Source organism: Anaerolinea thermolimosa (assembly GCF_001050195.2).
GTDB lineage: Bacteria > Chloroflexota > Anaerolineae > Anaerolineales > Anaerolineaceae > Anaerolinea > Anaerolinea thermolimosa.
Map to the genome: position 1 here is coordinate 196,790 of NZ_DF967965.1, position 21,559 is coordinate 218,348.

The following is a 21,559-nucleotide window of genomic DNA, read 5'->3' on the forward strand; positions in this document are numbered from 1 at the left end:
CAAGGAAAGCGCCCCCGGATGATCACCCTGGAATCGGTCACTTTTCGATACGGGACGGGAACGCCGATCTTCGACCATTTCAGTTGGACGGCGGCGCGGGGTGAGGTCTGGGCGGTGCTGGGGCCTTCAGGGTGTGGAAAGAGCACCCTGCTCCATCTGCTGGCCGGGTTGCTCCAGCCAACAGGGGGGAGGGTGATCATCGATGGGCAGCCCCTCACACGCCCACGTCCCTACACCGGGTTGATCATCCAGGATTATGGCCTGTTACCCTGGGCCACCGTGCGTGAGAATGCCGCCCTCGGTTTACGCATCCGTAATTTTTATGGGCCGGATGGCACTCACGCCCCGCGCGATTACCGCCCTACCCTGGAGGTCACCCCGTGGCTGGAGCGGCTGGGGCTGCTGGAGGTGGCTGATCATTTCCCGGGGCAAATCTCAGGAGGACAGCGCCAGCGCACCGCCATCGCACGGACGCTGGCGCTGCACCCGGATGTGTTGTTGATGGACGAACCTTTTTCCTCTCTGGACGCCCCCACCCGCGAAAGTCTGCAGGGGTTGGTGCTTGACCTGTGGAGAGAACAGGCCCTCACGCTGGTGATGGTGACCCATGCGATTGAGGAGGCCGCGTTTGTGGGGCAAAAAATCCTTTTGCTGGGTCAGCCGCCCAACCGGGAAGCAGTCGTTCTGGATAATCCCGGTGCTGGAAGCCCATCTTACCGGGAATCGGAGCCGTATCAGGGGATGTGCCGGGAACTGCGGGCAAGACTGGGGGGGCGATGAAAAGGCGCGATCTGTTTCTGGCTACGGCGACACTCCTGGTCTTGTGGCAGATTTTTGCCTGGATCGTCCGGTTACCCATTCTGCCAGCGCCGCTGGTGGTGGCCAAAACTCTTGTGGTGGAACTGGTGAAGGGGGATCTCTGGCGGCATTTCCTGGCGAGTCTCTGGCGGGTGGTGGCCTCTACTGCGCTTTCCATCGGGCTGGCGGCTCCAGCAGGGCTGGCGCTGGGGCAAAGCCGAAAACTGAGCAAGGTTTTCTTACCGGTAATCTACATCCTTTATCCCATTCCCAAGGTGGTTTTTGTCCCGGTGCTGTTACTTTTCTTTGGTATCGGGGATCTTTCCAAAATTCTGGTGATCTTCCTGGTGCTCTTCTTCCAAATTCTGGTGCTGGTGCGGGATCAGGCCGCGGCCCTGCGCCCTGAGCTGATCCTCTCGGTGCGCAGCCTGGGAGCTGGAAGGCGGGCGCTCTTTCGCTTTGTGTATTTACCGGCCAGCCTGCCAGCGATTCTGACCGCCCTGCGCCAGTCGATTGGCACGGCGGTGGCAGTGTTGTATGTGGTGGAGTTCTTTGCTACCAATCTGGGTCTGGGATATTACATCGCCTTTCAGGGGAGTACGCTGCTCAATTATCCGGCCATGTACGCCGGGATTGTGATGATGAGCCTGCTCGGGTTATCGCTGTATTTTCTTGTAGATCGGTTGGAGAAGACCCTCTGCCGGTGGCAGGGTCAGTAAACGGGTTAAGTTAAGAACAAGGGGTCAGAAAATCTTACCCATGATCAGCCCGATGGAGAAGAGCAGGCAAAACAGCAGTTCAAGCTGACCGCTGCCAGCCAGAGAGGCGTTCAGCGCGCGTCCCGAATCGCGCCAGACGGCCCGGGCCAGCCGCACGGCCACCGGCAGTGAGCCCCAGCTCAGAAATACCCATGGGGTGAATAGCCCGGAAAGGGCCAGAATGCCTGTGCTGAGGTAAGCCAGTACCAGAATGACCAGGTATTCGCGGCGCGCCCAGGCTTCGCCGAAACGGGCGGCCAGGGTATGCTTCCCGGAGGCCCGGTCGGTGGGAATATCGCGCAGGTTATTCACAACCAGGATGTTCACCACCAGAAAACCCACCGGAAAGGAAGCGGCCAATGCGGCCAGGTTGATCTGGCGGGCCTGGACGTAGTACGACCCGGCCACTGCCGCCAGACCGAAGAAAAGAAAAACGAAAACTTCCCCCCATCCACTGTAACCGTAGGGCCGTGGCCCCCCGGTGTAGGCAAGAGCTGCCAGGATAGAAGCCAGCCCGATAACGGCGACCGGCCAACCGGCCACAAAAATCAGGTATACGCCGCAGAGGGAAGCCAGGGCAAAAACGACCCCCGTACCGCGCATCATTTCACCTTCGCTGAGCAAACCCGCCTGGGTAACGCGCAGTGGCCCGAGGCGATGGGCGTTATCGACACCTTTCTGGTAGTCGAAGAGGTCGTTAGCGTAGTTCGCGCCGATTTGAATAAGCAGTGCCCCCATCATGGCAGCCAGGGCGGGGAGGAGCGCAAATAGACCATCACTCCAGGCCAGGGCGCTACCAACGATGACCGGTGCGAGGGCCGCGGGTAGAGTACGCGGGCGGGCGGCAAGCCACCAGGCGTGAAGTTTTGAGTTTTGCCTCTGCATCGCCCGGAGTATATCACAATCACCGCCCGATGAAGGCGGCTGGAACCAGCAAAAGCCAGAAGAATCGGGCGGTATCAGAGTGGATCAGGGCCAGAGCGATGGAAAGCAGGAAGACCCCGGGGATGATCAGGGAGCGCAACCCTTCCCGGCGAACCTCAGCCGGTGGAAGAGAAGGATCGATCAGAGAAGCGCGGGAGGAAGCATACCACCACAGACCTGCGGAGAGCAATCCGGTGCAGGTCATCGACAGAGCATAAAAGATGGTGGCGGTGCGGTTGGTTGAGTCGCTGATGAGGGTGGTAGGGAATGGAATGAAGGCCACACTCATCAGCAGGAGCAGGTTTAGAAGGATAAGCCGGCGGTCGTACTGCCGGATGTGTCGAAATTTCCGGTGATGGCCGATCCAGAAGGTGCCAATGACGAGAAAACTGAGTGCATACGCCAGATACCGAGGCCAGATCTCCAGTAAGGCAGTGAAAAGCCGGGCGTCATCTGGGGCCGTTTCACCTGCGGGGAGGTGGATTTCAAGCGCGAGGAGGGTGATGGCGATGGCAAAGACCGCGTCGCTGAAGAAAACCAGCCGTTCGAAGCCAAGGGTATCTTCCCTGCGGCCGGGTGGCACCTCAGGATGGGAGGAAGGGTTTCCGGTTGCTCTTTGCTTTTCTGGCCTCACAGGGCGGGGGTTTCGGGTGTGGGTTTCCATGTTCGAAGGAGATAAATTCCAAAGAGCATCAACAGGGTAACCTGGAGAACATCCAGAGGAATGGCCGGAAACCGGGTATATTTCAGGGCCAGGTCGTGCAGACCATGGAGAATGACCGGAATCCAGATAGTATTGGTGCGGAGACGGATGGCGCCGAGGCCGATCCCGTGCACAAATGCCCCTACCATCTGGGCCAGAACAATAAACGGGTTGCGATAAAGCAGGTTACCCACATGGATTAAGGCAAACAGGAGGGCGGAAAGTACTACACTCCGTGTTACCCCGGTAGGTTTGAGCACCCGCATCACGATGCCGCGCATCAGGCCTTCTTCCATGAAACCGGTCAGTGCATACGCTACGACCAGATAGAGAAAGCTCTTCCATTCGACCGGCTGAATGCCCCCAAGGAAAGGCAAGACCAGTACTACGATTGCCGGAAAGATCATCAGCCGCACGTCGCGCCAGGCAGATGGGGGGTTAAACCCGGCTTCGTGCCATAAGTGCCAGACCGAAAGGGCAATGGCCACGACGATGGACATGGCGACCAGGGCGATAAACTCGGGCTGGAATTGGGGAAAAAGGGCTTTGGCCGCGAGGCCAGCCAGGGTTGCCAGAACCAGATAAGCCAGGAACAAAAGCCAGGCAGAGCGAACGGGATGTTTTTGAAAGGAGTCGGGCAGGGTGGAAATAGATGGATCGCCAGGCGATCGGAGAACGGGTGAGGTGGTGTCGAGGTTCATGCAAAATCCTTCTTAATAAGGTAAATATTATCCTGTAAGCAAATTATAATAGCTCTGCGGTTGTTTGTCCAAAAAATGGAATGGACGGAGGTTTTACCGCTCAGGATGGATTTTCCTTGAGGGAAGGAGTGTATGCAGTTTCCCGGCAAGTCGGCGCCGCACAGCAGGGAGGCGCAGCCCAAGTAAAAGGAGCACTACCAGCCCGGCCAGTAAGGGCCGGAAGACATCGCCCTGCAGGCGGAGGAAATCACCTTTAACCGCCCAACCGAAATGAAGGACAATCAGCAGGTTGATGAGGTAAGTCAGGCGGTGCAGGCGCTTCCAGTTTTTCCCGAGGCGCACCTTCCAGGTGTTGAAGGAAGTCAGGGCCAGCGCCGAAAGCAGGAGAAATCCAGCCAGACCCACGAGGATGAAGGGCTTTTCTGTGAGGGCCTGGAGTAGCAAACGAGCGTTAAAGCCGTAGTCGAGGCCGATGAATAGGAGAAAATGGAGGAAGGCGTAAAAATAGGCGTACAACCCCAGGGGACGACGTGCTTTGAGCACGCTTGGCCAGCGCAGGAGGGTGTTGAGGGGAGTACATGCCAGCGAAAGGATGAGCAGGGTGATGGCAATATCACCGGTGCGTTGTTCCGCGGCCTGAATGGGGTTTACCGTCAACCTGCCGGTGAAGGCATCGAAAGCCAGGAGCAGTAGCGGCAGCCACGCGCCAATGTTCACCACCCAGAGCAGTATGGTGCCGTGTGACCGCCTTGCGGAAGTGCCACGGTTTGACTGCGGGTTGACCGGATCAGGCCGGGGTGGTGAGGAGAAAGGGCAGGGCATGGGATGATCTGCAAATACCGAGCAATCCTTTGGGGTATTGTACTCTCAGGAAGGCAGGTTGTGGAAAAGTTTGTATGACCCCTAAAAGGTGAGAGAATGACGGTAGAATAAAGCTTTTAAATGGTATTGTAGAGCTAAAAGGAGGATCGGTAAATGGTTCAATCATCGCAAGAACAAGGTGCATCCACGGGAGCTCATCTGGAGGTGGCTACCCTGGCAGGGGGGTGTTTCTGGTGTCTGGAGGCTGTGTTCGACGACCTGAAGGGAGTGGTGGATGTTGTTTCGGGTTATACGGGGGGGCATGTTCGTCATCCATCTTACCGGCAGGTGTGCACCGGGACGACCGGCCATGCCGAGGCAGTGCAGATCACTTTCGACCCGTCGCAGATCACATATCGTGAGCTGCTGGAGGTCTTTTTTTCTATCCACGACCCCACCACGCTCAACCGGCAGGGCGCTGATGTGGGAACGCAATATCGTTCGGCTATTTTTTACCATACGGCTGAACAGAAAACGATCGCTGAAACGGTGATGGCAGAATTGCAGGCCGAAAACCCGTGGGGCAGGCCCATCGTAACCGAGCTGGCTCCGATGGAAGTGTTCTTCCCTGCTGAGGATTACCATCAGGAATACTTTGCAAGGAACCCGGAGCAAGGGTACTGCAGGGTAGTGATCGCTCCCAAGCTGGAGAAATTCCGGCACACATTTATGAATCGTCTTAAGGGATAGGAATTCCGGCGATTTCTGGCGGGGTAACGGGCATTTCATTGTAGAATCAGGGTATTCAGGCTGTTTTCGGGAGGTGGTCATGCCAGAGGCGGTCATCATCGATGCAGTACGTACCCCGATCGGTGCACTGGGAGGGGTGCTGGCGCATGTACGCCCCGATGACCTGGCGGCGCATATTCTGCGAGCTATCCTGGAGCGCACCGGAGTAGACCCGGCGCTGGTGGAGGAAGTTTATCTGGGGTGCGCCAACCAGGCTGGAGAGGACAACCGCAATGTGGCGCGCATGGCTTCCCTGCTGGCCGGGCTGCCGGTGGAGGTGGCCGGGGTGACGGTTAATCGACTCTGTGCCTCTGGCCTGACGGCGGTTAACATGGCGGCGCGCGCCATTCGCTGTGGTGAGGGAGAAGTGTTTCTTGCCGGGGGGGTAGAGAGCATGTCGCGTGCGCCCTATTCTTTACCCAAAGCCGAAAGTGCCTTTGCCTTTGGCAACCTTACCGCTTACGATACCGCGCTGGGATGGCGGTATCCCAACCCGCGTATGGCCGAAAAATACGGGCTGGAGTCGATGGGTGAGACGGCTGAAAACATTGCCGAGCAGACGGGTATCAGCCGGGAGGCGCAGGATCGATTTGCGCTGGAGAGTCACCGCCGGGCCATTGCGGCGATCGATTCGGGCAAATTTGCGCAGGAGATCGCTCCGGTGATTGTTCCGCAGAAAAAAGGAGACCCACTTCTTGTGGATACTGATGAGCGTCCGCGACGGGATACTTCGCTGGAGGCGCTTGCGCGGTTGAAACCGGCCTTTCGTAAAGACGGAACGGTAACCGCAGGCAATGCTTCGGGGATGAACGACGGCGCGGCGGCTTTACTGTTGATGAGCGATCGTCGGGCATCGGAACTGGGCCTCCGCCCCCTGGCGCGCATTGTGGCGTCGGCGGCGGCAGGGGTGGAGCCGCGTGTGATGGGGCTGGGGCCGGTGCCGGCCACCCAAAAGGTCCTTTCCCGCGCCGGGCTGAAGCTGGATCAGGTGGGGCTGGTAGAGATTAATGAGGCCTTTGCGGTGCAAACACTGGCCGTGATGGATGCCCTGGGCCTGACGCATGAGCGAGTCAATGTAAATGGCGGGGCGATTGCTCTGGGGCATCCTCTGGGGTGTTCAGGGGCACGCATTCTAACGACCCTGCTTCATGAAATGAAACGGCGCGCACCGGCAGAGAAGCGTCCTTACTATGGGCTGGCAACCCTGTGTGTGGGGGTGGGGCAGGGAGAAGCCACCCTGGTGGAGTGGCTGGCATGAGAGCGTTGGTCACGGGGGCCTCTGGCTTTATTGGTTCTCAGCTTTGTCGGGCATTGCTTGCCCGGGGGTTTCAGGTGCGGGCCTTTCATCGCCCAACCAGTCCATTGCGGTTGCTGGAAGGGTTGGAGGTGGAACATGCCGTAGGCGATCTGACCCGCCCCGAAACGCTGACCGCGGCGATGCAGGATGTGGAAGTGGTGTTTCATGCTGCCGCCTGGATGGGCGGAAATGATCCCGGACGGTTCTACGCAGTGACGGTAGAGGGAACCCGCGCAGTGCTGGCTGCGGCGCTTCAGCATGGGGTGCGCCGGGTGGTACATACCAGCTCGGCGGCGGCGCTTGGGGTGCCAGAGGTCAAAGGTGACTGCCTGATGAACGAGAACCACACCTGGAATCTGCGCCCGGATGTGTATCCCTACGGTTATGCCAAATACCTGGCTGAGATGGAGGTGCAAAAGGCCGTGGCGCAGGGGTTGGATGTGGTGATCGTCAATCCGACGATGGTTTTCGGCGCGGGAGACCTGTACCGGCAATCCCGCTCCATCCTGATGCAGGTAGCGGCGGGTAAGGTGGGGGTGACGATTGAAGGGGGGATCAACGTGGTTCACATTGCGGATGTGGTTGACGGGCACCTGGCCGCCTTTGAAAAAGGGCGTACCGGCGAGCGTTATCTTCTGGGGGGAGAAAATCTCTCTTATCTTTCCATGCTCCAGAAGATGGCCGCAGTTACCGGAGGGCCAGCTCCCAGTCTGGTGATACCCGCCTGGCTGGCACGGACTCTGGGCAGGGTAGCGAGGGTTTTCCGTAACGTTCTCGATCTGCCCGTTGAGCCTGATCTGCTTCAGCTGGCGGGGTATTCTTTTTACTATGATACGCGTAAGGCCGAGGTGGAGCTGGGTGTTCGCGCTTCACGCCCGGCTGAAGAGGCTTTTGCTGAAGCCTACGCGTGGTTTACTTCACAGGGAAAATAACTGCCTTCATCACGCCCTGTTCCACTTCGCACACTGTGCGGTAAATGGCAGGGAGCTCTTCCAGTGAACCGCGATGGGTGACCAGCACATGCGGGTCGATCTGCCGGGTGCGCATCAGTTCCATCACCTGGCGGCCCTGGTGCATGCCTGAGTACCAGCTTCCCTGAATGCGCAGGGTACGGCGGATGATTTGATCGCTGGGGCGTAGGGTGATTTGCGCTCCCTCACCCACCGAAACGAGCGTGCCCCCAACGCGCAGAGAGGATAAAGCCAGCGGGTAGGCGGAGCTCTTTCCGGAACATTCCAGGGCCACACGCACCCCCAGCCCTGAAGTTAAATCTCGAACGGCGTCAGGTAGCTGTTCATCGGGCGGAAGAGCGGCATCGGCCCCCAGGCGGAGGGCAAAGTCTCGGCGATAGGGGAGGGGGTCGGCGGCAATCACGTAAGCTCCGCGCAGTTTGGCGAGGATGACCGCCGCCATGCCGATCGGCCCCAGGCCGGTGATGAGCACATCGTCGCCATGGCGTACCTCGCCACGCTCCAGGGCCCCATACGGGGTGCCGAAATTATCGAAGATGAGACAGGCCGCTTCGTCATCCAGGTCGTCGGGAACGGGCAGGCAGTTTCGTTCCCAGGCGGCTACCAGTTCGGCATACCCGCCATTGATATCTAGGCTGCCATCCCATTGCGGGCAGAGAATAAAGTCACCGGCGCGGCATGCCGGGCAGTGACCACAGCCACCCACATTATTAACAGCCACACGTTGACCAACCCGCAGGCGCGTTACCCCCGGGCCGAGGGCAATCACACGCCCGGCCACTTCATGACCGATGATCCAGGTCACCGGCTCGGGGTGGCGCCACATCCATTTATCTGAACCGCAGATACCGGTGGCGGTGATTTGAATGAGCACCTGGCCCTCTGAAGGGGCCGGGTCGGGAACAGTCACAAGGCGTACATCACCCGCTCCAAAAGAATGAATGGCTTTCATGCTCTTCTCCCTCTTGAACCAGGAAAGGTGTATTTCACTGGATGCTTCTGAATATTATGGCCCAGGGTGATGAAAGCGCAAGAGGAGACCGGCTTAAAAAATGCCCCTGGCAGACACCAGGGGCATGGTAAAGAGAAGGAAGAATTTCAGGAGGAGCCGCAGCCACAGGGGGTTGAGGCAGGCTCTCCGGTTGGACGGCGGGCGGAGATGCCCGCACTGTAGATCGCTACATCCCCGGCCTGCCCCAGCGTTGGGCTGCGCCGTACGATGATGTCAGTAAAACCGGCCTGAGCCATGAGGTCGATGTATTCTTTCTCGGGCAGGGCACCGGTGATGCACCCGGCCCAGCCTGCGGAGTCGATTTGAAGCTCGAAGGGAAGAGGGCCACTGGCGACCACGTCACTCACTTCGAGACGGCCCCCGGGTTTCAACACCCTGAAGGCCTCGCGGAAAACCTGTCCTTTATCTTCGGTGAGGTTGATGACGCAGTTGGAGAGGATAACATCGACAGACTGGTCAGCTACAGGCAGAGCTTCGGCCTCACCCTGGCGGAACTCCACATTGGTCAGGCCGTTGCGCGCGGCAGTAGCACGGGCGCGTTCGAGCATGGCGGGGGTCATGTCCACACCGATCACCCGCCCCGCTGGGCCTACCTTTTGCGCTGCCAGAAAGGCGTCCAGACCGCCCCCGCTGCCAATGTCGAGCACCACTTCGCCGGGCTTCAGGCTGGCAAAAGCAAAAGGATTCCCGCACCCCAGAGAAAATTCGGCGGCTTCAGCGGGTGCACCGGTCAGCTCGTTGGGAGAGTAACCTGCCGCAAAGTTGACCTCATTCTCCCCCGGTGCGCAACAGCAGGGGATATTTCCTTCAGGGGCTGTGCTGCAGCAGGAAGCAGACTCAGGCGATGGCGTGCAATGGCATGAAGCCGGACTCGCAGCGAGGGCGGCATAATTCTCCTGAACGGCCGCCCGCATGGGCAGTCGCCGCGTACCGGTGGCGACGAATACGCTGATGACTGCTTCTCGCCCGGCAGGATCGGAAATGGCCGGGCTGGCAGACCGGGCACAGCACGATTGCCCTGTGCAATCGACGATGATGTTGACCAGCCCGGCTTCTCTGAACCAGTTTCGCACAGACTGGCGATCAAAACCCTGCCAGACGTCCGCCATTTCTTCCTTAAGCCAGGCGTACGGGTGTTCATCCATGTCGGTGATCACCAGCCGTCCGCCCGGGCGCAGGACGCGCACCATTTCGCGAATGGCAGCCTGAGGGTCGGGGGTGTGATGAAGATACATGTTGGCGAACACGGCATCCAGGCTTTCGTCAGGGAAGGGCAGAGAAAGGCCATCGGAATGGTGAAATTCAACGTTGCTCAGGTGGCTCAGGTTCTTCCGGGCTACTTCAAGCATTTCTTCTGAGGCGTCGACGAGGTAAACGCGCCGTACCAGCGCGGCAAGGGCCTCGGTGAGGAAGCCTGTGCCGCCCCCCACATCTGCAACGGCCATTTCGGGGCGGAGGTAGGCTTTAGCGATGGCTGATTGACGCACCTCAGGGCCAAAATAACCGGCGCGTATCTGGTCCCACTGCCCGGCTACCTGACGGAAATAACGGGATGAAGCTTCGGTCATGGACATGCTTGATTCCTTTCGTGAAAGATGCTTGATCGCAAAAATACGATAAAAGAAGGATAAAAAAAGAACCTGCTTCTAGCAGCAATCGACGGGCGGGCGTTCGGCTTCTGAGGAGCAGCAATCGGGCAGCCAGCGGGCAATTTGCTCTTTCAAAAAACGAATGCCTTCTGGATGGATGCAGTAGCAGGTGGCGGGGCCTTCGATCTCCCCTTCGATCAGCCCGGCTTCACGCAATACCTTGAGGTGCTGGCTGACGGTAGACTGAGCCAGGGTGGTGAATTCTACGATGTCTCCGGTGATGCAGGCCTGCCGGTGTGCCAGAAATTGCATGATGCGAAAACGCACCGGGTTGCCAAGTGCCTTAAGCATGCGGGCGAGGCGCTGCTCTTCGGCGGTCATCTCGTGGATCAACGGTACTTCTTTCATGTTCCGGCTCCTTTATCGTAATTTTACGATAAAAGGGGACGCTGTCAAGGGTTTTGGGGAGGAATTTCTGGCAGATGTCGCAGGATGTGGTAAAATCGGGCTGGCGATGAGGCTCGCCCGAATTGTCTTCTCCAGACTGATGGCCTCTACGAAAGATGCTTTCGTAGAGGTTTTTTGTTGGATATTTTTGGAGACAGAATGCGTTTTTATCGGAGCAGATCCTTGGAAACCTTTCTTCTTATCTCTCTTGGGGCAGTGCTTGGGGCCAATCTGCGTTACTGGGTGGGCGGCTGGGTGGCCGAACGACTGGGAGCTCAGTTCCCTTTTGGCACCCTGATGATTAATCTGACCGGGAGCCTGGTGCTGGGTTTTTTTCTTACCCTGGCTACCCAGCGGTTTCTGATTGACCCGCGTTTGCGGGTGTTCTTTACCATCGGGTTTTTAGGCTCGTACACCACGTTTTCGACGTACACTTATGAAAGCGTGGTGCTCATGACGACGGGTCACTGGGTGATGGGGTCACTCAACCTGCTGGGCAGTGCACTGCTGGGGGGGGTGGCGGCAGGGTTGGGCGTCTGGCTGGGACGCCTGGTGTAAAAAAGGAGGCGGATTATGACATTCTCTCCCCTTGCGCGGAATGCCAAACGCTTGCGGATTTATTTTGGAGAAAGTGATCAATGGCGCGGCAGGCCGCTTTACCTGGCTCTGCTCGATGCATTAAAGAAACAGGGGCTGGCCGGGGCGACGGTAGTGCGGGGTGTGGCTGGTTTTGGGGCGCATTCGCACATTCATACGGCGTCTATCCTTCGCCTGTCGGAAGATCTGCCTCTGGTCCTGGAGGTGATTGATACTCCCGAAAAGGTAGAACAGGCGCTGGAGGTCGTCTCGGCGATGGTGCGAGAGGGGCTGGTCACTCTGGAGGATGTGGAGGTGGTGTCTTATACGCACCGTTATCTTCACCCGTTACCCGCCGACCGCCCTGTGCGTGAAGTGATGACCCGCGACCCGGTTTCGGTGCAGGCAGAGGGAGCGGCGCTGGACGCCTGGAAGAGTATGCTGGCGCATGGTGTGAAGGCTCTGCCAGTGGTGGATGAACAGGGGCTGGTGGTGGGCCTGCTCACCAGCGAAGACCTGGTGGAACGTGCCGGTTTAAGCGCCCGGCTGGCGGTAGCACAGCGCCTGGATGAGGAAACGCTTCAGGCAGAAATGGAGCTGTTGCGCCGTTCAGGGTTACGGGTGAAAGAGGTGATGTCGCAGCCGCCCATTACGGTGCGGGCCGAAGACTCGCTTGGCCTGGCCGCTGCCCGCATGGTGCGTTATGCGGTGACGCGCCTGCCGGTGGTGGATGAGCAGGGGCGGCTGGTGGGGGTGATCTCGCGCCTGGATGTGCTGCGCCAGGTGATGGAAATGCCGCGGCGCCCGTTGCGGCAGGCGCCCCCTCATGAGGCCGCACGGCTGGTGGGTGAGGTGATGACCGGCGATGTGCCCAGGGTGCATGAAGACGCCGATTTATCAGAGGTGATTGGGGCGTTCCTTGCCAGCGGGGAGCACCGCTTGATCGTGGTGGACGGAGAAGGCCGACCGGTGGGGCTGATCAGCGACAGCGATGTGATCGGGCGCATTCAGCCGCAGGAACGACGGGGGGTGCTGGGGGCGTTGCGCGGGCGCAATGTGGCCGTAAGCTTAAAAGTGCAGGCGCGTGAGCTGATGTCTCCGGGAGTGGAGACGATCCCGGCAGATACCACGATTGTGGAGGCTGTGCACCGGATGCTCTCTCTTGGCCGCAAATGGCTGGTGGTAGTTGATGAGAAGGGCAGGCCCCTCGGGCTTATTGATCGTGAGATTGCGCTGGAATCGCTGATTCGCTAGAAGGGGAGCCTTTCAGGGCTGCTTTCGGGTGCAACCGGGGGTTGGGGCGGGGCATGATTGCCCCGGGGGTGTGTCATGCCCCAGAAGTTCAGGCCCGGAATTGCCAGAAAAGAGTGTTTACATTTCTTTAAGATCGTTGTACAATCACCCTGGTATGGACGAGAACCTGTCAACCGATGCCAGTTCTGATTCAGTGCCCCTAGCGGGTGCGGCTGAAGTTTTGGCTTATCTGAACGATGGCTGACGCATAAAGCAGAACATCGCTGGATGGTCTCTGCCCTGCGTCATGCCTGCGCAGGGCATTTTCTTTTCAGGAGAGCAGCGCGATGAAATGGATGATGCGTCTCTTCAATGCCGGGTTAGAAGATGAAAAGGCGTTCGACTGGGGAGATGTGTTTGTTCTCCTTCTGCTGGTGGCCCTGCTTTATGGCGGGGCCCGGTTGGCCTTCCAGGCGCCGGAGGTCATCCAGGGGCCAACGATTTCGCTTTCTCCTTCCATGTTGCCCTATTACACCCTGCGGTCGGTGGGGCGCATGGCCGGCGCGTACCTGCTTTCCATGATTTTTACCCTTTTTTACGGGCGGACGGCCGCCTACAACCGCACCGCCGAAAAGGTATTGATGCCCCTGCTGGACGTGCTCCAGAGTGTGCCGATCCTCTCTTTTTTGCCGGTAGTTTTGCTGGGGTTGAGCGCCCTGCTCCCCGTGAGCCTGGCGGCTGAGCTGGCTTCGGTGGTGCTCATCTTTACGAGCCAGGTGTGGAATTTGACCTTTGCCTGGTATCAATCTCTGACCACCATTCCCAGAGAATTGCGAGAGGCGAGCGCGATTTTCCGCCTGAATACCTGGTTTCAGTTTAAAACGCTGGAGCTGCCTTTTGCAGCGATTAGCCTGGTGTGGAACAGCATGATGAGCTGGGCGGGGGGCTGGTTCTTCCTGATGGCGGCAGAAATCTTTACGGTGGGCCAGCGCGATTTCCGCCTGCCGGGGCTGGGAGCTTACCTGCACGAGGCGGCCAATCAGCAAAATATGCAGGCCATCGGCTGGGGGGTGGGCGCCCTGGTGCTCACGGTGGTGTTACTCGATCAGTTCGTCTGGCGGCCATTAATGGCCTGGACGGAACGCTTTAAAGTGGAAATGGTGGAAAGCGATACCCCGCCCACCTCCTGGTTTTACGATCTTTTAAACGGCTCGCGCATCCTGCGCTGGTTTGGTCAGCGGGTGATGCACCCGTTCATGGAGGCCATCGATCGCTTCATGCTGCGTATCGAGCCGCCCGGCCCCCCGCAGGAGAAACCCGCGCGGCTTTCCTGGCCGTTGAGGCTGGGGCCGGTGGCGGTTGGAGGGGCGGGGTTGTATTTTGCTTACCGCGCTGTGCTCATGCTCCTCACGATGGCGCCGGAGCACTGGGCACAGGTTGCCCTGGGGGTGGCGGCAACCCTGGCGCGGGTGCTGATTGCCCTGCTGGTTGCGCTGGCCTGGACGATCCCTGTGGGGGTGATCATCGGTACCAACCAGCGCCTGGCAACGCTGTTACAGCCGCTGGTGCAGGTGATTGCCTCGGTACCGGCTACGGCGATCTTCCCGGTGTTTGTACTGTTGCTGGTGCGCCTTCCGGGTGGGCTGAACCTGGCGGCGGTGTTACTCATGCTGATGGGTACACAATGGTACCTGCTCTTCAATATTATTGCCGGAGCCAGCGCGATCCCGCAGGACCTCAAATATACTGCCCGGCTTATCCATCTCAGCCGCTGGGAGCGCTGGCGCACGCTCATTCTGCCGGGGCTGTTCCCCTACCTGGTCACCGGGGCGATTACGGCCTCGGGCGGGGCGTGGAACGCGAGCATTGTTTCGGAGTACATTACCTTCGGGGGCAAAGCCTTGCATACGGTGGGCATCGGCTCGCTGATTGCCCAGGCCACGGCGGCGGGTGATTACCCCCTTCTGCTGGCTGCCACGTTGAGTATGATCCTGGCGGTGGTGCTCATCAACCGCCTCTTCTGGCGCAGGCTGTATCAGACGGCTGAAGAACGTTATCGAATGGAGTGACCCTATGCTGCAACAGAATCCGCTGGTGGAATTGAAACATGTGGAGCAAATTTACGGCAGTGGCGCGCGGCGTTTTACCGCGGTGCAGGATGTCAACCTGACCATTCAGGAAGGGGAATTTGTGGCCCTGCTGGGGCCTTCGGGTTGCGGCAAAAGTACGCTTCTGCGCATCATCACCGGCCTGCAAAAGCCCGATTCCGGGGTGGTGCTCTATCGCGGTCAGCCTTTACAGGGGGTCAACCCGCATGCTACGATCGTTTTCCAGACCTTTGCGCTCTTTCCCTGGTTAACAGTTCTGGAGAACGTGGAGCTGGCCCTGAAGGCACGGGGTGTGCCCGAAAAGGAACGGGTGCGGATTGCGATAGACCTGCTTGACCGGGTGGGTCTGGACGGCTTTGAAAATGCGTATCCGCGCGAGCTTTCGGGGGGGATGCGCCAGAAGGTGGGTTTTGCGCGTGCCATGGCCGTGGAACCGGAACTGCTCTGTCTGGATGAACCTTTCTCGGCACTCGACCCGCTTTCGGCGGAGTCGCTGCGTGGCGAGTTGATGGAGTTGTGGACCTCCAACGCCATTCCCACCCGGGCCATCCTCATGGTGAGCCATAATATTGAAGAGGCAATTTTCATGGCTGACCGCATTGTGGTGATGGATAAAGATCCCGGGCGGATCATTTCGGTGCTGGAGGTGGGTTTGCCGCATCCGCGCCAGACGCGTTCACCGCAATTTCAGGCCAAGGTTGACCTGGTCTACTCCATTCTGGCCGGGCAGACTCAGCCCGAAGCCGTGGAATTTGGTTCGGCGCCTGGTGAGCCGGGGCGCACGCGTGCCCTGCCGCAGGTTCAGATCAACGACCTGACCGGTTTACTCGAACACCTGGACGAAATTCCCGGTGATCGCACCGATATTTACCGCCTGGTCGATGAGCTGGGGATGGACTCGGATCACTTGCTGCTGTTGATCGAAACTGCCGAGCTGCTGGGTTTTGCGCGCATTGACAAGGGCGATATCATGCTCACCGCGCTGGGTGAGACCTTTGCCGAGGCGAGCATTCTGGCGCGCAAGGAGATCTTCGCCACGCGCATTCGCCGTCTGCCGCTCTTCCGCTGGCTGCTGGGGATGCTGCAGGCCAGCGAACGACAGAGCCTGCGCGGTGAAGTGGTTCGAATGGCGCTGGAGCTGGAGTTCCCTCCCGAAGAGGCCGAGCGGCAGTTGAACACCATCATTCACTGGGGCCGGTATGCCGAGTTGCTCTCGTATGACGATGACACGGAAACGATCTACCTGGAAAGCGCCGTTCCGGTAGCGGCATAAAAGCAGCGAAACCGCTATACAATGGTAGAAAGGATGGTTTGAATCGCAGAGGTTACGAGTATGCCCAAAGAGACCCTTTCTCCGCGCGAACGCTGGCTGGCGGTACTGCGCCATGAGCTCCCGGACCGCGTGCCCATGGATTACTGGGCCACGCCTGAGTTTTCGGCCAGACTGATCCGCCACCTGGGATTGAGTGACCGCCCTGAAACTGAGCTGGCCGCTGAACTGCGCGGCCCGGCGTATGATAACACCCTCAAACCGGTGGAGAGTCATGCACTGCTTTTGCAGGCCCTGGCACTGCTCCATGTTGATTTTGTCATCAGTGTGGGGCCGCGCTACGCTGGGCCGCCCCTGCCGCCGGATACAGACGTCTTCGGGGTGCGTTATCGCCCGGTAGATTACGGCTCCGGCATCTACGACGAGGCGGTCTCGCACCCGCTGGCGGGGTTTGAGTCGGTGGAGGAGATCGAGGCGTGTTACCGCTGGCCCGACCCCGACTGGTGGGATTACTCCCAGATTCCCGCACAGATTGCCCCGTGGGAAGGGCGCTACCCAATCCGTGGAGGTGGCTCGGAGCCATTCCTCACCTACAAGAACCTGCGGGGAGATGAGCAGGCAATGATGGACCTTGTGCTTCACCCGGAGATCGTGGAGTATTGCCTGAGTAAGCTCTTCGACCTGGCCTATACCAACACCCTGCGCATCTTTGAGGCCATCCCCGGTAAGGTAGACCTCACCTACGTGGCGGAGGATATGGGCGGGCAGGAATCCTTGATGTTTTCCAGGAAGCACATCCGGCGCTTTTTGTTGCCGGGTATGAAGCGCATGGCCGAACTGGCGCACCAGGCAGGGGCGTATGTGTTTCATCATAACGACGGCAACTGCCGGGCAATTTTGCCGGAGATGATCGATGAGGTGGGGATTGACGTGCTCAACCCCATTCAGTGGCGTTCGAAAGGCATGGAACGTGAAGGCCTCAAGGCCGATTTCGGTGGACGGCTGGTGTTCCATGGGGCGATGGATAATCAGTACACCCTGCCTTTTGGGAGTGTCGCCGAAGTGGAACAGGAAGTGCTGGATAACCTGCGCATCCTGGGGGCGGGCGGGGGATATGTGCTGGCGCCCTGCCACAACATTCAACCGGTAAGCCCGGTGGAGAACGTGCTGGCCATGTACCGGGCGGGTTTCGAGCACGGCTGGTATTGAGCGGTATTTCTGGCGTGGCTTTCGAGCGCCGGGCTTCTCAGAGTGAAGCCCGGTTTTTTTTGAATTGGTCTCGCCGTGGTGGTGGGTGAAACCCTCTTGAATTTTCAGAATGATTATTGTATGATGAAAGCGTTCTGATAACGTTCACGGTCATCGATCCCTGACTTATCGTTCCTTACCTGTATCGGGTGGTTTCTCCGCAGTTCGTGTGGTTTGAACGAAAGGAGGTGAGACCCTGTCCGCCCGACCGGTCCCATCGAATGATTTCATCCTGTTTTTCTTAACCGGCAGAGGGGGTGCCTGACGTCCCGGTTGGGCCCGGCTGATGTGTTATGTGTCTCCGTTGGTAGGTGCAAACTGACTTGCATCTGTTCTATTCCACTGGCTCAGTTGTGAATTCTATTTTTCTCTAAGGAGGGGAAAATGAAACCCGGTGTATCACCTGTTCGGTTCTTCCTGACCTTCCTGTTCATTCTCGCCACGCTGGCGCTGGTAGCCTGCCAGGGCGCTTCAACTGCCACACCTACCCCGGCCCAGGCTGGCGCCGAGGCCGCTCCGAGCGGCAAATGGTGCAGTAACGTGCGTATCGTCTTCTTCCCCGGCGGCCCGCAGGGTGGGGTCTTCGCGGTGAACGTTTATAACGGGGCGCGGCAGGCGGAGGCCGACCTGGGCCCCAAGGTGGATTACGTCTGGTCGGACTGGGATCCGCAGAAGATGATCCAGCAATTCACCGAGGCGGCCGCCACCAAGCCGGATGGTATCGCGGTGATGGGGCACCCCGGCGATGAAGCCTTCGACCCGCTCATCGAGGATGCCATCTCCAAGGGCATTATCGTGACCAGCCAGAACACCATGCTGCCCAAGATGGAAGCCAAATACGCCTCGAAGGGGTTTGGCTATGTGGGGCAAGACCTGTACGGCGCCGGGCATGCGCTGGGGGCAGAAGCGGTGAAGCGCTTTGGCCTCAAGGCGGGCGACCGGGCGATGGTCTGGGGTCTGCTTTCTCAGCCGGCGCGCGGTGAACGCACCAAGGGCGTGATCGATGCGCTTAAGGAAGCCGGGCTGACGGTGGACTATCTGGAGATTGACGCCGCCACCAACAAAGACCCGGCGGCAGGCACCCCCACCTTCACCGGTTATGTTTCTTCGCACCCCGATGTCAAACTGGTGGTGACCGATCACGGCGGCCTGACGGCCACCATGGAAACCTACCTTAAAGCGGCGGGGAAAGGCCCCGATGACATCATCGGCATCGGGTTTGACCTCTCACCGGCTACGGTGACGGCCATCCGTGGGGGTTGGACCGACCTGGTGATTGACCAGCAACCCTGGCTGCAGGGGTATCTGCCGATCCTGCAGATCTGCCTGACCAAGGTGTACGGCTTCTCGGGCCTGCACATCGATACGGGCGGCGGCTTTGCCTCGAAGGATAACGTGGAACTGCTGGCCCCGCTGGCCGAGAAGAACATCCGCTAATCTTTGATCCGCCCACCGGCGGCGCATCTCTGCGGCGTGGGTGAGTGACGGGCTGGCCTCCCCACGCCGCAGCCGATCAGGTGGGGGCGCTGCTTCAGAAGGCCGAGGAGTGGAGCGTATGGACTATTTTTTACAGATGAGGAATATCTCCAAAACGTTTGGTGAGGTGAAGGCCCTGCGCAACGTGAACTTTGAGGTGGGCACGAATGAGATCGTCGGCCTGCTGGGAGATAACGGGGCGGGAAAATCGACCCTGATCAAAATCATCATGGGCTATCACCGCCCTGACCCCGGCGGCGAGATCATCCTCAAAGGGAAGAAGGTGGAAGACTGGAGCGTGGAGAAGGCGCGCAGTTACGGCATTGAGGCGGTGTATCAGGAACGCGCTCTGGCCGACCTGCAGCCCCTCTGGCGCAACATCTTCATGGGGCGCGAGATCACCAACCGCTTTGGCGTTTTAGACGTGAAGAAGATGCGCGAAGAAACCGACCGGCTGATGCGCACCACCATGGGGTTCACTTCGGCGGCCATCTCAGCCGATTCGCTGGTGCGCAATATGTCTGGCGGGGAGCGACAGGGAGTGGCCATTACCCGTGCGCTTTACTTCCAGGCCGAGATGATCATCCTCGACGAGCCGACCATGGGGCTCTCCCTCTCAGAGACTAAAAAATGCCTGGAGTTTGTAGAGGATATTAAGAAAGCCGGTAAGTGTTGTATTTTCATTGACCACAACATTTACCACGTGTATCCGGTGGCAGACCGTATTGTGGTGATCGACCGCGGCATGGTAGCCGGTCAGTTCTACAAAAACCAGGTGAGCCTGGAAGAATTGACGGCGCGCCTGTACCTCGTCGCCCAGACCGGCAGGCTCAACAGCAATGGCGAGGCAGGGGCCGGAGAAGAGCCGCGCGGGGAACTCTGAATGTGTCCATTATGGGAGAAGGTGCGATGAATTCCAATTCCGTCAAGGCAGAGCTTCCTTCAAGAACGACCCTCTGGAGCGCCGTCACCCGGCTGTTGCGGCGTTACGGGTTGCAGATCGGGATTGTCTTTGTGGGGATTTTCGTCTGGCTGTTGTTTCTGATCGGCTCCCCCAGGACGTTCCTTTCCTTCCCCATTTATTCTTCCTTCATGTCCACCACGCCGTTCTTCGCCCTCATGGCTCTGCCCCTCACCCTGGTGATCATTGCGGCAGAGATTGACCTTTCGTTCCCGTCGATTATGGCCTTTGGGATGACCGCCTTCGCGCTGGTGCTCACCCGTACGGGCAATGTGGCGCTGGCGTTTGTGGCCTGCCTGCTGGCGGGGTTGTTCGCTGGCTGGCTGAACGGCATCATCGTGGTGCGGGTGGGCATTCCATCGCTGGTGGCCACGCTGGGCACCCAGTTCTTCTGGCGCGGGGTGGTGCTGGTGGTGACGGCAGGCAACGGCATTGGCCTCACGTCAACGATTGGTACGGTTTTCCATGAGGGGGTGGCCGGGCGCATCGGCGGGCTGGTGCCGGCGCAGATGATCTGGACGGTGGCGGCGGCGGTGGTGCTCTGGTTTGTGCTCAACCGGCACCGCTTTGGAGCGCACGTTTACCTGGTGGGCGACAACGTGGAAAGCGCCCGACTGATGGGGGTGAACGTGGAGCGGACGAAGATCACCGTTTTTGCGCTCATGGGGCTGTTTGCGGCCTTTGCCGGGTTTGTGGTGAGTGAAGAAGTGCTCTACTTCTGGCCGACGCTGGGGGAGGGGTATTTGTTGAATACGCTGGCCTCGGTGTTCCTGGGGGGCACCTCGGTGTTTGGCGGCACGGGCACCATTTTTGGCACGTTTGTGGCCTCGTTTATCATCGGGGCGATCAATGCCGGTATTGTGGCCGCCGGGCTGACGGGCTTCTGGACGAATGTGATTTACGGTTTGATTGTGGTGGTTTCGGTTTCACTGCAGGCGGTGTTGAGCCGTAAACTGGCGCACTCCTAGGCGGTGCCTGTTCGCGCACCCCCCCTCTGAAAAGGTTCATTTTGGGCGATTTTTTCAGGGGGGGTGCGCGAAAAATGAGAAGGTGGGGCCAGCATGGATAAAAAAAGCAGAAAGAGAGGAAGAAGTGGAAAGGCCCCTGCTTTTTTCGGCGCGAGAGACCTCTTTACAAAGCCAGATGGGCATGTTATACTGGGGTCAGTGGATGGGGTGATTGTACAGTCAGAATCCATAAATGCCCGTCAGGGCATTAAGACCGAGACCGACCCGCCAGGAACGCAAATCTGGCTGGAGCGTCAGAATCCATAAATGCCCGTCAGGGCATTAAGACTTTGTTGGCCGGATTGGCCTTGCTGGCCGGATTGGGTCAGAATCCATAAATGCCCGTCAGGGCATTAAGACTGAGCGGGTGAGAAAAGTTGATAATCACGGTAGTCCTCCGTCAGAATCCATAAATGCCCGTCAGGGCATTAAGACCAAGCCGCGTCATCATTGGGGAATGGCCCCCCTATCAGGGGTCAGAATCCATAAATGCCCGTCAGGGCATTAAGACGGATTTGTGCTTTCATTGACGCCGAGCACGCTCTTGGTCAGAATCCATAAATGCCCGTCAGGGCATTAAGACGCGGCCTGAGTTGCCGACGGGTCAAATCGATCACGAATGTCAGAATCCATAAATGCCCGTCAGGGCATTAAGACTTACAGGCAGGACATTCAAACTCAGCATAGAAAAAATTGTAGGTCAGAATCCATAAATGCCCGTCAGGGCATTAAGACTCACGGCATGCTAATGTTATTGCATCACGATTCATCACGTCAGAATCCATAAATGCCCGTCAGGGCATTAAGACGTTCTATATCCAAGGAGCTCGCCCCCATCGAGCTCCTTCAGTCAGAATCCATAAATGCCCGTCAGGGCATTAAGACCGGTC

20 protein-coding genes, 1 CRISPR repeat array and 1 riboswitch (1 of these 22 only partly in view) are annotated in these 21,559 nt (G+C 58.8%); of the genes, 13 read left to right on the forward strand and 7 right to left on the reverse strand.

The annotated features are described in order from the left end of the window. Nucleotides 1-18: 18 nt before the first annotated feature. Together ATHL_RS00875 and ATHL_RS00880 are read left to right on the forward strand one after the other, a co-directional pair. Nucleotides 19-780, forward strand: coding sequence for an ABC transporter ATP-binding protein (locus ATHL_RS00875; protein WP_062188841.1), 762 nt, complete (start codon nucleotides 19-21; stop codon nucleotides 778-780). Further along, nucleotides 777-1,517 (forward strand): ABC transporter permease, encoded by a 741-nt coding sequence (locus ATHL_RS00880; RefSeq protein WP_062188842.1) that lies wholly within the window; start codon nucleotides 777-779, stop codon nucleotides 1,515-1,517. Before ATHL_RS00875 ends, ATHL_RS00880 begins: the two co-directional genes overlap by 4 nt. 24 nt (nucleotides 1,518-1,541) lie before the next feature. Here the strand turns inward: ATHL_RS00880 and ATHL_RS00885 are convergent, their stop codons facing one another. The 4 genes from ATHL_RS00885 to ATHL_RS00900 form a co-directional block, all read right to left on the reverse strand. Further along, the gene (locus tag ATHL_RS00885) at nucleotides 1,542-2,441 is read right to left on the reverse strand and encodes a 1,4-dihydroxy-2-naphthoate polyprenyltransferase (RefSeq protein ID WP_062188843.1); all 900 of its coding nucleotides are present in this window, start codon (nucleotides 2,439-2,441) and stop codon (nucleotides 1,542-1,544) included. A 19-nt stretch (nucleotides 2,442-2,460) separates the two neighbouring features. Next, a complete protein-coding gene (locus ATHL_RS00890) occupies nucleotides 2,461-3,144 on the reverse strand; it encodes a TMEM175 family protein (RefSeq protein ID WP_084001069.1) in 684 nt (227 codons plus the stop codon). Beyond that, nucleotides 3,111-3,884: a CPBP family intramembrane glutamic endopeptidase gene (locus ATHL_RS00895; RefSeq protein WP_062188844.1), complete on the reverse strand. Its 774-nt coding sequence runs from the start codon at nucleotides 3,882-3,884 to the stop codon at nucleotides 3,111-3,113. The genes ATHL_RS00890 and ATHL_RS00895 overlap by 34 nt, the downstream gene beginning before the upstream one ends. A gap of 93 nt (nucleotides 3,885-3,977) precedes the next feature. Further along, the gene (locus tag ATHL_RS00900) at nucleotides 3,978-4,706 is read right to left on the reverse strand and encodes a protein-methionine-sulfoxide reductase heme-binding subunit MsrQ (protein WP_062188845.1); all 729 of its coding nucleotides are present in this window, start codon (nucleotides 4,704-4,706) and stop codon (nucleotides 3,978-3,980) included. Nucleotides 4,707-4,859: 153 nt separating this feature from the next. Between ATHL_RS00900 and msrA the strand changes: the two genes are divergently transcribed. From msrA to ATHL_RS00915, 3 genes are all read left to right on the forward strand, one after another. Then, complete coding sequence (gene msrA, locus ATHL_RS00905) at nucleotides 4,860-5,435, forward strand: peptide-methionine (S)-S-oxide reductase MsrA (protein ID WP_062188846.1); 576 nt, start codon at nucleotides 4,860-4,862, stop codon at nucleotides 5,433-5,435. A 79-nt stretch (nucleotides 5,436-5,514) separates the two neighbouring features. Further along, entirely contained in the window at nucleotides 5,515-6,732 is a 1,218-nt protein-coding gene (locus ATHL_RS00910; RefSeq protein ID WP_062188847.1) for a thiolase family protein, read from the forward strand. Further along, nucleotides 6,729-7,703 carry an NAD-dependent epimerase/dehydratase family protein gene (locus ATHL_RS00915; protein ID WP_062188848.1) on the forward strand — a complete coding sequence of 325 codons (975 nt, stop codon included), beginning with the start codon at nucleotides 6,729-6,731 and terminating at the stop codon, nucleotides 7,701-7,703. The genes ATHL_RS00910 and ATHL_RS00915 overlap by 4 nt, the downstream gene beginning before the upstream one ends. Here ATHL_RS00915 and ATHL_RS00920 read toward each other — a convergent pair. From ATHL_RS00920 to ATHL_RS00930, 3 genes are all read right to left on the reverse strand, one after another. After that, nucleotides 7,684-8,694, reverse strand: coding sequence for a zinc-dependent alcohol dehydrogenase (locus tag ATHL_RS00920; protein ID WP_062188849.1), 1,011 nt, complete (start codon nucleotides 8,692-8,694; stop codon nucleotides 7,684-7,686). The two genes, ATHL_RS00915 and ATHL_RS00920, sit on opposite strands and share 20 nt — an antisense overlap. Before the next feature lie 146 nt (nucleotides 8,695-8,840). Then, complete coding sequence (locus tag ATHL_RS19460; protein ID WP_084001070.1) at nucleotides 8,841-10,328, reverse strand: class I SAM-dependent methyltransferase; 1,488 nt, start codon at nucleotides 10,326-10,328, stop codon at nucleotides 8,841-8,843. Between the two features lie 72 nt (nucleotides 10,329-10,400). Further along, on the reverse strand, nucleotides 10,401-10,751 hold the full coding sequence (locus tag ATHL_RS00930; protein ID WP_062188850.1) for an ArsR/SmtB family transcription factor: 351 nt from the start codon (nucleotides 10,749-10,751) through the stop codon (nucleotides 10,401-10,403). A gap of 93 nt (nucleotides 10,752-10,844) precedes the next feature. Further along, nucleotides 10,845-10,907: riboswitch (Fluoride riboswitch) on the forward strand. A gap of 66 nt (nucleotides 10,908-10,973) precedes the next feature. Here ATHL_RS00930 and crcB point away from each other — a divergent pair. The 8 genes from crcB (at nucleotide 10,974) to ATHL_RS00970 (ending at nucleotide 20,630) form a co-directional block, all read left to right on the forward strand. Next, complete coding sequence (gene crcB / locus ATHL_RS00935; RefSeq protein WP_084001078.1) at nucleotides 10,974-11,348, forward strand: fluoride efflux transporter CrcB; 375 nt, start codon at nucleotides 10,974-10,976, stop codon at nucleotides 11,346-11,348. Between the two features lie 15 nt (nucleotides 11,349-11,363). After that, nucleotides 11,364-12,620 (forward strand): DUF190 domain-containing protein, encoded by a 1,257-nt coding sequence (locus tag ATHL_RS00940; RefSeq protein WP_062188852.1) that lies wholly within the window; start codon nucleotides 11,364-11,366, stop codon nucleotides 12,618-12,620. A gap of 335 nt (nucleotides 12,621-12,955) precedes the next feature. Further along, nucleotides 12,956-14,668, forward strand: coding sequence for an ABC transporter permease (locus ATHL_RS00945; protein WP_062188950.1), 1,713 nt, complete (start codon nucleotides 12,956-12,958; stop codon nucleotides 14,666-14,668). A gap of 4 nt (nucleotides 14,669-14,672) precedes the next feature. Next, complete coding sequence (locus ATHL_RS00950) at nucleotides 14,673-15,980, forward strand: ABC transporter ATP-binding protein (protein WP_114679451.1); 1,308 nt, start codon at nucleotides 14,673-14,675, stop codon at nucleotides 15,978-15,980. Nucleotides 15,981-16,040: 60 nt separating this feature from the next. Further along, nucleotides 16,041-17,186, forward strand: coding sequence for a uroporphyrinogen decarboxylase family protein (locus ATHL_RS00955; protein WP_062188853.1), 1,146 nt, complete (start codon nucleotides 16,041-16,043; stop codon nucleotides 17,184-17,186). A gap of 423 nt (nucleotides 17,187-17,609) precedes the next feature. Continuing rightward, nucleotides 17,610-18,662, forward strand: a complete 1,053-nt coding sequence (locus tag ATHL_RS00960) for a sugar ABC transporter substrate-binding protein (protein WP_062188854.1) — start codon at nucleotides 17,610-17,612, stop codon at nucleotides 18,660-18,662. A gap of 118 nt (nucleotides 18,663-18,780) precedes the next feature. Continuing rightward, a complete protein-coding gene (locus ATHL_RS00965) occupies nucleotides 18,781-19,584 on the forward strand; it encodes an ATP-binding cassette domain-containing protein (protein WP_062188855.1) in 804 nt (267 codons plus the stop codon). A gap of 26 nt (nucleotides 19,585-19,610) precedes the next feature. Continuing rightward, on the forward strand, nucleotides 19,611-20,630 hold the full coding sequence (locus ATHL_RS00970) for an ABC transporter permease (protein ID WP_084001072.1): 1,020 nt from the start codon (nucleotides 19,611-19,613) through the stop codon (nucleotides 20,628-20,630). A gap of 218 nt (nucleotides 20,631-20,848) precedes the next feature. Continuing rightward, a CRISPR array of direct repeats spans nucleotides 20,849-21,559; the repeat unit is 36 nt; unit sequence GTCAGAATCCATAAATGCCCGTCAGGGCATTAAGAC; it runs 221 nt beyond the window's last position.